The organism is Xanthomonas cannabis (genome assembly GCF_040616535.1).
In the GTDB taxonomy this organism is placed as follows: Bacteria; Pseudomonadota; Gammaproteobacteria; order Xanthomonadales; family Xanthomonadaceae; genus Xanthomonas; species Xanthomonas cannabis.
The window spans coordinates 1,646,977-1,660,571 of record NZ_CP136580.1 but is presented as its reverse complement, the minus strand read 5'-3'; the positions used below and the strand labels follow the sequence as shown (position 1 = coordinate 1,660,571).

General features: G+C 65.4%; 10 protein-coding genes and 1 other RNA gene. 8 read left to right on the top strand and 3 right to left on the bottom strand.

Annotation, left to right across the window (positions count from 1 at the left end; translation table 11 throughout):
• Window positions 1–2: 2 nt before the first annotated feature.
• From lpxB to RZV17_RS07090, 4 genes are all read left to right on the top strand, one after another.
• Complete coding sequence (gene lpxB, locus RZV17_RS07105; RefSeq protein ID WP_355586387.1) at window positions 3–1,289, top strand: lipid-A-disaccharide synthase; 1,287 nt, start codon at window positions 3–5, stop codon at window positions 1,287–1,289.
• Window positions 1,286–2,011, top strand: coding sequence for a ribonuclease HII (locus RZV17_RS07100; RefSeq protein ID WP_355608231.1), 726 nt, complete (start codon window positions 1,286–1,288; stop codon window positions 2,009–2,011). Before lpxB ends, RZV17_RS07100 begins: the two co-directional genes overlap by 4 nt.
• Before the next feature lie 174 nt (window positions 2,012–2,185).
• On the top strand, window positions 2,186–5,776 hold the full coding sequence (gene dnaE / locus RZV17_RS07095) for a DNA polymerase III subunit alpha (RefSeq protein WP_355608228.1): 3,591 nt from the start codon (window positions 2,186–2,188) through the stop codon (window positions 5,774–5,776).
• 158 nt (window positions 5,777–5,934) lie between these two features.
• Window positions 5,935–6,894 (top strand): acetyl-CoA carboxylase carboxyltransferase subunit alpha, encoded by a 960-nt coding sequence (locus RZV17_RS07090; RefSeq protein ID WP_047693638.1) that lies wholly within the window; start codon window positions 5,935–5,937, stop codon window positions 6,892–6,894.
• A gap of 241 nt (window positions 6,895–7,135) precedes the next feature.
• On the opposite strand, the gene RZV17_RS07085 is transcribed toward RZV17_RS07090, so the two are convergent.
• Complete coding sequence (locus RZV17_RS07085) at window positions 7,136–7,582, bottom strand: CopD family protein (RefSeq protein ID WP_039409600.1); 447 nt, start codon at window positions 7,580–7,582, stop codon at window positions 7,136–7,138.
• Between the two features lie 73 nt (window positions 7,583–7,655).
• Here RZV17_RS07085 and RZV17_RS07080 point away from each other — a divergent pair, with 73 nt between their 5' ends.
• From RZV17_RS07080 to RZV17_RS07070, 3 genes are all read left to right on the top strand, one after another.
• Window positions 7,656–8,258 carry a class I SAM-dependent methyltransferase gene (locus RZV17_RS07080; RefSeq protein WP_355608223.1) on the top strand — a complete coding sequence of 201 codons (603 nt, stop codon included), beginning with the start codon at window positions 7,656–7,658 and terminating at the stop codon, window positions 8,256–8,258.
• Between the two features lie 375 nt (window positions 8,259–8,633).
• Window positions 8,634–9,977: a polyhydroxyalkanoate depolymerase gene (locus RZV17_RS07075; RefSeq protein ID WP_184369851.1), complete on the top strand. Its 1,344-nt coding sequence runs from the start codon at window positions 8,634–8,636 to the stop codon at window positions 9,975–9,977.
• A gap of 112 nt (window positions 9,978–10,089) precedes the next feature.
• Window positions 10,090–10,165: non-coding RNA, sX9 sRNA (locus RZV17_RS07070), on the top strand.
• Window positions 10,166–10,251: 86 nt separating this feature from the next.
• Here the strand turns inward: RZV17_RS07070 and RZV17_RS07065 are convergent.
• Window positions 10,252–11,169, bottom strand: a complete 918-nt coding sequence (locus tag RZV17_RS07065; RefSeq protein WP_355608221.1) for a sensor domain-containing protein — start codon at window positions 11,167–11,169, stop codon at window positions 10,252–10,254.
• Complete coding sequence (locus RZV17_RS07060; protein ID WP_104581592.1) at window positions 11,166–11,528, bottom strand: PadR family transcriptional regulator; 363 nt, start codon at window positions 11,526–11,528, stop codon at window positions 11,166–11,168. The genes RZV17_RS07065 and RZV17_RS07060 overlap by 4 nt, the downstream gene beginning before the upstream one ends.
• 375 nt (window positions 11,529–11,903) lie before the next feature.
• Here RZV17_RS07060 and RZV17_RS07055 point away from each other — a divergent pair, with 375 nt between their 5' ends.
• A complete protein-coding gene (locus tag RZV17_RS07055) occupies window positions 11,904–13,457 on the top strand; it encodes an alginate export family protein (protein WP_355608218.1) in 1,554 nt (517 codons plus the stop codon).
• Window positions 13,458–13,595: the final 138 nt, after the last annotated feature.

Genomic DNA, 13,595 nt, shown 5'->3' with positions numbered 1-13,595 from the left:
TCGTGGACGGGCAGCGCAACGGCGCGTCAGTCGGCAGCGTTCCGACTGCGCTACCGATTCCCAATTCCCCACTCCCGATTCCCGGTGCGCGCGAGCGCGCACCCCGTATCGCGTTGATCGCCGGCGAAGCCTCCGGCGACATCCTCGGTGCGGGGCTGATCGAGCAGTTGCGGCTGCGCTATCCGACTGCCGAATTTGTCGGCATCGGTGGCGATGCGATGCGTGGCGTCGGGTGCCAGACCTGGTTCGATGCCAGCGAGCTGGCGGTGATGGGCCTGACCGAAGTGCTGCGCCATCTGCCGCGCCTGCTCAAGCTGCGCAGCGCGTTCCGCGAGCGCGTGCTGGCGTGGAAGCCGGATGTATTCATCGGCATCGATGCGCCGGATTTCAATCTGCCGGTGGAGCGCTGGCTCAAGCAGCGCGGCATCAAGACCGTGCATTACGTCAGCCCCTCGGTGTGGGCGTGGCGCGAGAAGCGCGCCGAGAAGATCGGCGTCAGTGCCGATCTGGTGCTGTGCCTGTTCCCGATGGAGCCGCCGATCTACGCCAGGCACGGCGTGGATGCGCGCTTCGTCGGCCACCCGATGGCCGACGACATCGCCTACCAGGCCGACCGCGAGGCCGCGCGCGCCAAGCTCGGCATCTCCGCCTCCAGCACCGTGCTGGCCGTGTTGCCGGGCAGCCGGCATGGCGAGATCAGCCGGCTCGGCGACACCTTTTTCCAGGCCGCCTGGCTGGTCTCCGAGCATCTGCACAACCTGCACGTGCTGGTGCCCGCGGCCAATCCGGGCTGCAAGCAAGTGCTGGCTGAGCAGCTTTCGCGTTCGTCGCTGCCGGTGCTGCGCTCGCACCTGCTCGACGGCCAGGCGCGCACCGCGATGCTGGCCGCCGACGTGGTGCTGCTGGCCTCTGGCACCGCCACACTGGAAGCCATGCTGGTCAAGCGCCCGATGGTGGTCGGCTACAAGGTGGCCCCGCTCACCTACCGCATCGTCAAGACGCTGGGCCTGCTCAAGGTCAACCGCTACGCGCTGCCCAACATCCTGGCCAACGACGACCTGGCCCCGGAGCTGATGCAGGATGACTGCACGCCCGAGCGGCTGTGCGTCGCCCTGCTGGACTGGTTCAAACACCCTGAGAAGGTCGCCGCCTTGCAACCGCGCTACCTGGCCCTGCACGCCGAACTGCGCCGCGACGCCTCGGCGCGCGCGGCCGATGCGGTAGCGGGGCTGCTGACGCAGCCGGAATTGGGAATCGGGAATCGGGAATCGGCAGGAGCCGGGCCATGAAGCGCTCACGCTCCCACGGTGCGATTGTCGTTCCGACGACGCAGGATGCGCTCTTCCACGATTCCCGATTCCCGCTTCCCGATTCCCGCTTGACCGCCGGCGTCGACGAAGCCGGCCGCGGTCCGCTCGCTGGTCCCGTCGCGGTGGCGGCGGTGGTGTTCGACCCCGGCAAGCCGCGCATCAACGGGCTGGACGATTCCAAGCAGCTCACCGCCGAACGGCGCGAGCAGCTGTATGCGCGCATCGTCGACCGGGCGCTGGCCTGGTCGGTGGTGTTGATCGACAGCGAAGAGATCGACCGCATCAATATCTACCAGGCGACCATGCTCGGCATGCGCCGCGCGGTGGAAGGTGTGGCGCACGTGGCCGGATTTGCGCGCATCGACGGCAACCGGGTGCCCAAGGGGCTGCCCTGCCCCGCCGAGGCACTGATTGGCGGGGATGCCATCGACCGCGCCATCATGGCGGCCTCGATCGTGGCCAAGGTCACCCGCGACCGCCTGATGCACGAATTGCACGCGCAACACCCGGAATACCGCTTCGACCAGCACAAGGGCTACAGCACTCCGATCCATCTGGCCGCGCTGCAGAGCCACGGGCCCTGCCCGCAGCATCGGCGCAGCTTTGCGCCGGTGCGGTTGGCGCTGGAAGGCCGGGACCCGGGACCCGGGACCGGGGACCCGGAACAGCTGCGGATCGTGCAACACGCCGGCGCCGTCTAGGCACGGACCGGCGCCCCACCGCCCGTGCAGGAAGCGAGGCGCGGGCTTTCAACCAGGTGATCCACCGCTGTTCCGGGTCCCCGGTCCCGGGTCCCGGGTCCCGCCGCCCACCTGTCAAGCCTTGTTCGCCTTCGCCCCCGCCGGTACCCTGACCGCGCATTATTCCGGTCTCGCATGTCCACTTCCCGCTTCGTCCATCTGCACGTCCACACCGAGTTCTCGCTGGCGGATTCCACCATCCGTGTGCCCGAGAAACCGGATCAGGCTGACCCGAAAAAGGCCAAGCAGGCCAACCTGCTGAGCCGGGCGGTCGAGCTCGACATGCCCGCGTTGGCAGTCACCGACCTCAACAACCTGTTCGCCCTGGTCAAGTTCTACAAGGCTGCAGAAGGCGTGGGCATCAAGCCGATCGCCGGCGCCGACGTGATGATCGCCACCCCGGACATGACACCGTGGCGCATGACCCTGCTGTGCCGCGACCGCGAAGGCTACCTGAGCCTGTCGCGGCTGCTGACGCGCGCCTGGATGGAAGGCCACCGCCCCGAAGGCGGCGTGGCGATCCATCCGGAATGGCTGCAGGCCGGGCACGCCAACCTGTTCGCGCTGGCCGGCCGCGACAGCCTGGCCGGGCGCCTGTTCAACGAGGGCCGCGCGGATCTTGCCGAGCAGCAGCTGGCCGACTGGCAGCGCGTGTTCGGCGACGGCCTGCACCTGGAACTGACCCGCACCGGGCGCGAGGGCGAGGAACGCTTCAACCAGTTCGCGCTGCATGCCGCCGGCGTGCGCGGGCTGCCGGTAGTCGCCAGCAACGATGTGCGTTTTTTGTACGCCAGCGACTTCAACGCGCACGAAGCGCGCGTGTGCATTTCGTCGGGCCGCGTGCTCGACGACCCCAAGCGCCCGCGCGACTACAGCGACCAGCAGTACATGAAGTCCAGCGAGGAGATGGCGGCGCTGTTCGCCGACATCCCCGACGCAATCGACAACACGCTGGCGCTGGCGCAGCGCTGCAACATCGAGATGCGCCTGGGCACCTACTTCCTGCCCGCCTATCCGGTGCCGGACGACGAGACGCTGGACAGCTGGATCCGCAGCCAGTCGCGCGACGGTCTGGCCGCACGCCTGGAGAAAAGCCCGATCGCACCGGGCAAGACCCGCCAGGACTACGTGGACCGGCTCGAATTCGAGCTGGACACCATCATCAAGATGGGCTTCCCCGGCTACTTCCTGATCGTGGCCGACTTCATCCAGTGGGGAAAGAACCAGGGCATTCCGATTGGCCCGGGGCGCGGTTCCGGTGCCGGTTCGCTGGTGGCCTGGGCGCTGCAGATCACCGACCTGGACCCGCTGCCGTACAACCTGCTGTTCGAGCGCTTCTTGAACCCCGAGCGCGTGTCGATGCCCGACTTCGACATCGACTTCTGCATGGACCGCCGCGACGAAGTCATCGACTACGTGGCGCGCAAGTACGGCCGCGAGCGCGTCAGCCAGATCATCACCTACGGCACCATGGCCGCCAAGGCGGTGGTGCGCGATGCCGGGCGCGTGCTTGGCTTCACCTACGGTCTGGTGGATAGCGTCGCCAAGCTGATCCCCAACATCCTGGGCATCACGCTCAAGGATGCGATGGGCGAAGGCAAGGATTCGGAGATGGCCTCGCCGGACCTGATCCAGCGCTACCAGGTCGAAGACGATGTGCGCGACCTGATGGATCTGGCGCGCCAGCTCGAAGACCTCACCCGCAACGCCGGCAAGCACGCCGGCGGCGTGGTGATCGCGCCCGAGCCGCTCTCCGAGTTCTGCCCGCTGTTCGCCGAACACGACGAAGACGGCCGCGGCAAGAACCCGGTGACCCAGTTCGACAAGGACGACGTCGAAGCGGTGGGCCTGGTGAAGTTCGACTTCCTCGGCCTGCGCACGCTGACCATCATCGATTGGGCGGTCAAGGCGATCAATGTGCGCCATGCGCGCGCCGGCATCGACCCGGTCGACATCACCACCATTCCGCTGGACGACGTGCCCACCTACAAGGGCGTGTTCGCCTCGGGCAATACCGGTGCGGTGTTCCAGTTCGAATCCTCGGGCATGCGCCGCCTGCTCAAGGACGCGCGCCCTGACCGCTTCGAAGACCTGATCGCGCTGGTGTCGCTGTATCGCCCCGGCCCGATGGACCTGATCCCTGACTTCAACGCGCGCAAGCATGGCCAGCAGGAGATCGTGTATCCCGATCCGCGCACCGAAGTCATCCTGAAAGACACCTACGGCATCATGGTGTACCAGGAGCAGGTGATGCAGATGGCGCAGATCGTCGGCGATTATTCGCTGGGCGGCGCCGACCTGCTGCGTCGCGCGATGGGCAAAAAGGTGCCGGCCGAAATGGCCAAGCACCGCGAAATCTTCCGCGAAGGTGCAGCCAAGGGCGGCGTGAGCGCGGCCAAGGCCGACGAAATCTTCGATTTGATGGAGAAGTTCGCCGGCTACGGTTTCAACAAATCGCACGCCGCCGCGTACGCGTTGGTCAGCTACCAGACTGCGTGGCTGAAACGGCATTACCCGGCCGAGTTCATGGCCGCCACGCTGTCCTCGGACATGGACAACACCGACAAGGTGGTGGGCTTCCTGGATGAGGTGCGCAACCTCGGCCTCACCGTCAAGCCGCCGCGCGTCAACGAATCGGCCTACCAGTTCGAGGCCGCCAGCCCGGACACCATTCAATACGGGCTGGGCGCGATCAAGGGCGTGGGCCAGGGCGCGTGCGAGGCCATCGTCGAAGAACGCCGGCGCGGCGGCCCGTACACTACGCTGCTGGATTTCTGCACGCGCGTGGGCACCGCAAAGCTCAACCGGCGCACGCTGGAAGCGATGATCAATGCCGGCGCGATGGACGGGCTGGGCAAGAACCGCGCCTCGCTGATGCTGCAGTTGCCTGAGGTGATGAAGGCCACCGAGCAGATGGCGCGCGAACGTGCCTCCGGGCAGAACTCGCTGTTCGGCGGGCCGGACCCGAGCGCGCCGGCGATGCGCCTGGACCTGCCCGAAAGCAAGGAATGGCCGTTGGGCCAGCTGCTCACCGGCGAGCGCGAAACGCTGGGCTTCTATCTCAGCGGCCACCCGTTCGACCCGCACCGCAAAGAAGTGCGCGAGCTGGTCGGTTGCGACCTGGGCGCGCTGGAAAAGATCCTCGCCTCGCAACAACGTGGCGGTGGCGGTGGCGGCGACGGCGAAAAACGCGCCTGGCGCCCGGAAGTCAGTGCGATCCTGGCCGGCCAGGTGGTCGGGGTGCGCCGCAAGGGCGACAGCCAGGTGTTCGTGCAGCTCGAAGACGGCCGTGGCCGGGTCGAATGCAGCGCGTTCTCCGATGCGATGGCCGAGTTCGGCCACCTGCTCACCCGCGACCGCATCCTGATCGTCAAGGGCGGCCTGCGCGAAGACGAATTCAACGGCGGCTACAGCCTGCGCATCCGCCAGTGCTGGGACTACGAGCAGATTTGTGCCGACCACGCGCAGCGCCTGTCGCTGCGCCTGGACCTGCGCGAGAAGCAGGCCTTCAAGCGCATCGACGCGCTACTGGCCAAGCACCGCCCCGGCAAGACCCCCCTGCGCCTGGACCTGCTGCTGCGCGCCCCCGGCGGCGGGGTGGCCGGCATGCTCGACCTCAACGGCACCCATTCGGTGCGCATCGACCAGCAGTTGATGGACAGCCTGCGCGCCGACCCGGCGGTGCGGACGGTGAAGATCAAGTACAGCCCGCCGTGGGCGCAGTGAATCGGGAATCGGGAATGGGGAATCGCAAAAGCGTGGCGGCCCGGATACCTTGCTCTGATTCCCGATTCTCCATTCCCGATTCCGCTCCCAACGCCCCCGTACGGGCCAGCCACACCGCTTCAGCTACACTCCCCGCCTTACGTTGACGACGCCATTGCATGAATCCTAACTACCTCGACTTCGAGCAACCCATCGCCGATCTGGAAGCCAAGATCCAGGAACTGCGCAAGGCCAGTACCGGGCCTGCAGTCAACGTGGAAACCGAAGTCCGCGCCCTGCGCGACAAGCTGCGCGTGCGTACCGCGCAGATCTTCCGTGACCTGTCTGCCTGGCAGGTCTCGCAGCTGGCGCGTCATCCGCAGCGCCCGTACACGCTGGACTACATCAACACCATCTGCGACGAATTCCAGGAACTGGCCGGCGACCGCGCCTATGCCGACGACAAGGCGATTGTCGGTGGCCTGGGCCGCATCGACGGCCGCCCGGTGGTGATCATCGGGCACCAGAAGGGCCGCGACACCAAGACCAAGGTGGCGCGCAACTTCGGCATGCCGCGCCCGGAGGGCTACCGCAAGGCGCTGCGCCTGATGAAGCTGGCCGAGCGTTTCCGCCTGCCGCTGCTGACCTTCATCGACACCCCCGGCGCCTACCCGGGCATCGGTGCGGAAGAGCGCGGCCAGTCCGAGGCGATCGCGCGCAATCTGCTGGAAATGGCCGAACTCAAGATCCCGGTGATCTGCACGGTGATCGGCGAAGGCGGCTCCGGTGGCGCGCTGGCGATCGGCGTGGGCGACCGCACCCTGATGCTGGAATACGGCACCTATTCGGTGATTTCGCCGGAAGGCTGCGCCTCGATCCTGTGGAAGGACGCGGCCAAGGCCAAGGACGCCGCCGAACAGCTCGGCCTCACCGCCAAGCGTCTGAAGGGCCTGGGCCTGGTGGACAAGGTGATCCGCGAGCCCACCGGCGGCGCGCACCGCAATCCCGAGCAGATGGGCAAGCGCCTGAAAGCCGTGCTGCTCAACGAGCTGGACGCGCTGGAAAAGATCCCGGTGGAAACCTTGCTGCAGCAGCGCTACGAGCGCCTGCGTAGCTACGGTGCCTACGAGGGGCACTGAACCTTCGCGCTCCGCGGGCCGGAGCGCGCGCAACCCGCTGCACGAAAGGACGTCCCAGCCAACCTGAGTCGCTGCTGCGCTCGATCGTGTTGCAGCGGGCCTGCTGCGTGCACGTGGTGCGCAGCGGTGGTCCGTCCTACCGGATGGTGATCCTGCTGACGTTTCAGGCCGGCATCGCGGCGACATCAGCCTCGGCTCCTGCGTACGAGGCGACGCCATGCCGCCTTGCACGCAACGCCGCTCAGAACGGCTTGGCCAGCACCAGCCAGATCACACCGACCAGCAGGATCACCGGCACCTCGTTGAACAAGCGCAGTGCACGCCCGCTCGGGACGGCACGGCCCTGGTCCACGCCCTTCAGCCAGCGCCCGGCCACGATGTAGTGCGCCAGGATCAACGCAACCGCGAACAGCTTGGCGTGCAGCCAACCGCCGGTCACCATGGTCGGGAAATCGGGAATCACGCGGTAGCCCTGCCACAGCACTGCGCCCAGCAGCAGCGCCAGCCCCAGCATGCTGTGGCCGAATTTGTACAGCCGCCGGCCCATCAGCACCAGGCGTGCGCGCACTGCAGATTCGCTGCCGGCTTCGGCGATGTTGACCAGGATGCGCGGCAGATAGAACACCGCCGCCATCCAGGCGATCACGAACAACAGATGGAAGGTCTTGATCCACAAATACAGGGTCATGCGCTGGCTCCGTTGGCTCGCGTAGGATGGCCCGCATTTTCACCCATCCGCGCGCGCGAAAGCAGTTGAACCCATGCAGCAGTCAGACCAGAAACAGTACGACGCCCAGTATTTCCGCCGCTGGTATCGCGATGCCGGGCTGGCCGACCCCGTCCGCCTGCGACGCAAGGTCGCACTCGCGGTCGCACAGGCCGAGTACTACCTGGAACGCCCGATCCGCAGCGTGCTGGATGTCGGCTGCGGCGAAGCCGCATGGCGCGCGCCCTTGCTGGCGCTGCGGCCCAAGCTCAGCTACCTGGGCTTTGACAGCAGCGACTACGCCGTCCGGCGCTACGGCCGTAGCCGCCAGATCCACCCTGCCCGCTTCGGCGACTTCGCCTGGCTGCGCCCCTGCGCACCGGTGGACCTGCTGATCTGCTCGGATGTCCTGCATTACGTGCCCACGCGCGAATTCAATCAGGGCCTGCCCGGATTGGCCGACATGTGCGCAGGCGTGGCGTTTCTGGAAACCTTTGCCGAAGAAGATGCGTTCGAAGGCGACCATGACGGTTTTCAGGCGCGGCCATCGCGCTGGTACCGGCGCCGCTTCGCCAGCGTGGGCTTTACTGCGCTCGGGTCGCACTGCTGGTTGTCGCCGCAATTGGCTGGAGAGACGTCTGCATTGGAGCGCAGCTGAGCAGGTGTTCGCGGCGGCCGGCGGCCGGGAGAAGGCGCCTCGCAGGAACGGATTGCGATGACGTGCCAGGCTCGACGTGGTTGGTGTATCGCCGGTCGTATTTGAGTCCGCGAGGGCTTCGCCACGTACCCTCACCCCAACCCCTCTCCCGCAGGAGAGGGGCTTGCTTCTGCAGGCACTTCGACAGGACTGTCGATTACACGCTGGTCGCATCGCTTCTAACGTCATCCGGCCGCCTAGCGCGATCTCCCGTCCGTGCGCACCATCCGAACGAGCATAGACAGCAGCAGATAACGCAGCCTATGTCTGCCATAGCTCCCATGACAGCCTCAACCGCCCGGAGCCCCATTAAGGTGCAAATGCGCCAAACCCGGTATGCTGCGCGGCAGCAAAACCGCACGGATGGGTGGAATGCTTTATCAACTGCATGAGCTGACCCGCAATCTGCTAGCCCCCTGGGTGCATCAGGCCCAGGCGAACGCCAAGATGTTCTCCGATCCCGACAGCCTGTGGGCATCGCTTCCCGGTGCCGAACGCATGGCCGCCAGCAACGAGCTGTTCCATCGGCTGGGCAAGGAATACGAAAAGCCTGCTTGGGCGCTGGACGATGTCGAGGTCGATGGCCATTCGCTGCCGATCATCGAACGCGAAGTGTTGAGCAAGCCGTTCTGCCGGCTGCTGCGCTTCAAGCGTTTCAGCGACCACGTCGAGCTGATCGGCAAGATGAAGGAGCAACCGGCCGTGCTGGTGGTGGCGCCGTTGTCCGGTCACCACGCCACGCTGCTGCGCGACACCGTGCGCACCCTGCTGCGTAACCACAAGGTCTATGTAACCGACTGGGTGGACGCGCGCATGGTGCCGCTGGAAGCAGGCGCGTTCCGGCTCGAGGACTACATCACCTATATCCAGGAGTTCATCCGCCATATCGGCGCCGAGCGCTTGCATGTGGTGAGCGTGTGCCAGCCCACGGTACCGGTACTGGCGGCGGTGTCGCTGATGGCCAGCAACGACGAACCCACCCCGCGCTCGCTGGTGATGATGGGCGGGCCGATCGATGCGCGTCGCAGCCCTACCCAGGTCAACAACCTGGCCACGGAAAACGGCATCGAGTGGTTCCAGAACAACCTGATCCACACCGTGCCGTTCCCGTATCCGGGCCATGGCCGCCAGGTGTACCCGGGCTTCCTGCAACACGCCGGCTTTCTGTCGATGAACCCCAACCGGCACGTCATGTCGCACTGGGATTTCTACACCGATCTGGTCAAGGGCGACCTGCAGGATGCGCAAGCACACCGGCAGTTCTACGACGAATACAACGCTGTGCTTGACATGCCGGCAGAGTATTACCTGGACACCATTCGCGTGGTGTTTCAGGAGTTTTTGCTGCCGCAGGGCAAGTGGAAAGTGGATGGCCAACTGGTCAAGCCATCGGCGATCCGCAATACCGCGCTGCTGAGCATCGAAGGCGAGCTGGACGACATCGCCGGCCTCGGCCAGACCGAGGCGGTACACGATCTATGCACCGGCATCGATGCGGCGCATCGCCGTCATCTGGTGGTGGAAGGCGCCGGTCACTACGGCATTTTCAGTGGCCGTCGTTGGCGTGAAGTGGTGTATCCGCAGGTACGCGAATTCATCGCCCGCTACGATGCCGACCCGGTCGGCAGCCGCGACCCGGCTACCGTGACCCCGATCCGCAAGCGCGGCAAGCGCGCCTGAACCAAAAAATAAAATCCCCGGCACGGCCGGGGATTTTTTGTATCGCCACTGAGGTCGCCCGGCAAACCTGCTAATCAACCGCCAGGTGCGCGCGGCCCGCGGCCAGCACGGTATATCTCGCTCGCACACTCCGGCTCCTGTGCGCTGCCCACACCCGACCGATAACTGCTCGCCACGTGTTGCCAGCTGTTCTACGTGCGACAGCACGCCAAGCAATGCCAGCCTGCAAACGCCATCATCGATGCCGTGCATGCTGATACAGCGCTCGCGCGCGTCACGCAGCCGTTTCACCACTCTTGACCAACAGCTGCTTGGCGAACATGCCGTGCAGCTTGCCGAAGGCACGCGCCAGATGCAGCGTGACAAACAACAACAGCACGCCCACCGCGAACAACGGCAACGTCAGCCAGGAACCGGTGATGTCCACGCCATCCCAGGTCAGCACGGCCGTGTTGTCGAACAACACGACAAGCGGTGAAGCGGCCAGCCCCAGCGACAGCGACAGCAGCGTGCAAAACACGGTGAAGTAGAGAGTGCCCAGCGGCAGCATCAACACGAAGTACAGCATCGTGCTCCAGGTGCGCACGTCGGTGAACATCGCGCCGATGCGTTGCAGCCAACTGCCCTGCAGGCCCGGATGTTGCGGGCGACGCGGCATGCGCACGCCCAGCAGCGTTTCGACCACGCGGCCTTCCACCAGCGACAACACCCGTACCGAGCCGAAGAACAACACCAGCAATGGCACGCCGATGATCAGGATCAGCAGCCCGATCGACAGGCTCGCGCCAGTGACGACCCAGGTGAAATAAAACACGCCGGTAAGCAGCGACAGCAGCATGTAGAACAGTGCGCCATAGGTGCGCGGGTCGGCTGCCACACCGAAGAAGTTGGCAATCCACGATGCGCGTTTGGGCGGCGCCGGAGGACGCAACGCGCGGGTCACGGTCACTTCGGTTTCGCGGTAGATCTCGGCCACTTCCTCTGGCGCGCCATAGCTGCCAGCCACGCCTGCAATGACCTCGGCCTCACTCTTGCCGTGCTGTTCCGCAAGCTCGGCGCGCAGATATTCTTCGGCGTCGTAGAGCGCGTCCTGGATCATCGCCGGGTCGGCCCCCGCCAGCGCCTGTCGTAGCTGCGCCAGGTAATCGGAAATGGTGGTTGGCAACGGATGTGACTGCGCAACTGTATTCATGAGTGGGTCCCCTGCAGCACTGAATCAACGGAATCTCGGGTGGCACGCCAGGCGGCGGTCCAGTCGCGCAGGCAGTCACGCCCGCTGTCGGTAATGCGGTAATAACGGCGCGGCGGCCCAGACGCGGATGGCTCGATATGGCTCTGCAACAGCCCTGCCCCTTCCAGATTGCGCAGTACCGGATACAAGGCGCTCTGCTTGCCGCTGAGCACGCCTTCCAGCCGCTCCAGCCGTTTGGCGATGAGATAGCCGTACAGCGGCTCGTCGGCCTGTGCCAGGACGGCCAGCAAGGCCAGCGACACGGTGCCCGCACTCAGCTCCTTCTGAAATTTGCGTAGGTGGATATCCGGCTCGCTCATCGGCCATCTCCGCTAGGTCGAAGGTGATGCTATGTAGAACCTAGCTATAGTGAATGTGCCGGTAGTCATGGGCGGGGATTGGGGATTCGGCATTGGGGATTCGCCAAAACAAAAACAAAGCCGTGGTCGCCAGCTTGTTTGAGCAGTGTCGGCATCGCAGCGAGCTCCACCGCAAAACGCAGCGCCGCCGTTGCGAATCCCCAATGCCGAATCCCCAATCCCCGCCCCACTAGCGCCCGCCTGCGCAAACCCCAGTGCGTTCATGAGCTTAGAACCTTTGGGTTACTGCGTTTCCGGCACGGCTTTACTACAGTCAACGCCCCCCGTGCCGATAAGCTTCGCTCAGGGGTTTTCATTTTTCGATGGGGCAAGACGATGCAATTGACACGCTTGGCGCAGCCGGCCATGGCTGATACTTCCTTTGGTGCCACACGGCGCCTGTGCCTTGCGATCGGGTTGGCGTTGCCGGGCCTGGCGCTGGCGCAGGTGCAGCCGGCACCGGCCAACGCCGAGCAGGCCGTTGCCGAGCCGGCCAAGGCGCCGGTGACCACCGCGCCGGCCACCGCAAAGGGCTATCCGCAGGAAGCCCAGGGCTGGGGCGCCAAGCAGGGCGGCAACATGTGGCAGGTGCGCTGGGCCGAAGACTGGTCGTATTTGAAAGACACGTCCAAGCGCAAGAGCCCGTTCGATCCGCTCAAGTACATCCCGCTCAGCGAAGACGGCGATGTCTACGTTTCGCTCAGCAACGAGCTGCGCGTGCGCAGCAACACCATCACCAACCCGGGGCTGATTCCCGGCAGCCACTCGCAACAGCAGTATCTGCTGCGCGCGTTCTTCGGCGCGGACCTGCACGTGGGCGAACACTTCCGTCTGTACACGGAACTGGCGCACGGCAGCCTGGATGGGCGCAACGAAGGCGCCAAGACCGGCACGCAGGAGAACAACGCCATCCTGCAGCAGGTGTTCTTCGACGTGAAAGGCCGCATCGGCAGCGCCGACACCGGTTTGCGGGTCGGCCGTCAGGTCTTCGTCGATGGCCCCACCACCTTGATGGCGCTGCGCGACAATACCGACATCTTCGTCACCTTCAACGGTGCGCGCGCCTGGGCGATCGGCGAAAAAACGCGTGTCGACGTGTTCGACTTCAATTTCAACCTGGATGGCACCGAAGGCCTGGGCGACGACCGTATCGACCGCTCGCGGCACTTCCGCGGTGTGGTCGGTGGCTACCGCCTGCCGACCGCCAAGCCCATGTACCTGGAACCGTTCTTCTATCAGTTCCGCAACGACAATCAGGTGTGGGGCCGGCAGACCGCCGAAGAGCACCGCAATTACTACGGCCTGCGCCTGTGGGGCAACGTGGGCAGGCTGCGCACCGATTCGTTCGTGACCGTGCAGCGCGGCAGTTTTGGCGGACGCGACCTGCGTGCCTACATGGCCAGCACCTCCAATGCCTGGTCGCTGCGCGAAACCGGCTGGAAGCCGCGTCTGGGGTTCCATAGCGAAATCGCCTCCGGCGGTGGCGGCACCTCCGGTACCGGCACGCTGCGCAACAACAACTTCCTGTACGGCAACACGATCTACTTCAGCTGGGCCACCTTCTTCGGTCCGGTGAATCTGGTCACCGCTGCGCCGACCTTCACCTTCTCGCCCACCTCCAAGCTCACCGTGAATCTGGAGTGGGAAACCCTGTGGCGCCAGACCACCAGCGATGCGATCTACAACAACCAGGCACGCGCCTATGCACGCACGCAGAACACCGGCGAGCGCCGCATCGGCACCATGCCGCGCGTCAATGCCACCTGGAACATCGACCCGAACTGGTCGGTAACCTTCCGCGCTGAGCACCTGATGGCGGGACCCGCGCTGGAAAGAGCCGGTTATGGCGATTCGACCTTCGTGATGGGCTGGTTGAACTTCCGGTTCTAAGCACGCGGCGGTACGCCTGCGCGCACCGATGCGGTGTGCGTCATTGCTGCGCGTCTGCACAGCGACACATCGACATGCCGCGTCCTGTCAGGGACGCGGCATGTTGCTTTTCAGCGCAGCTGACTGCAGTGGGGTGCC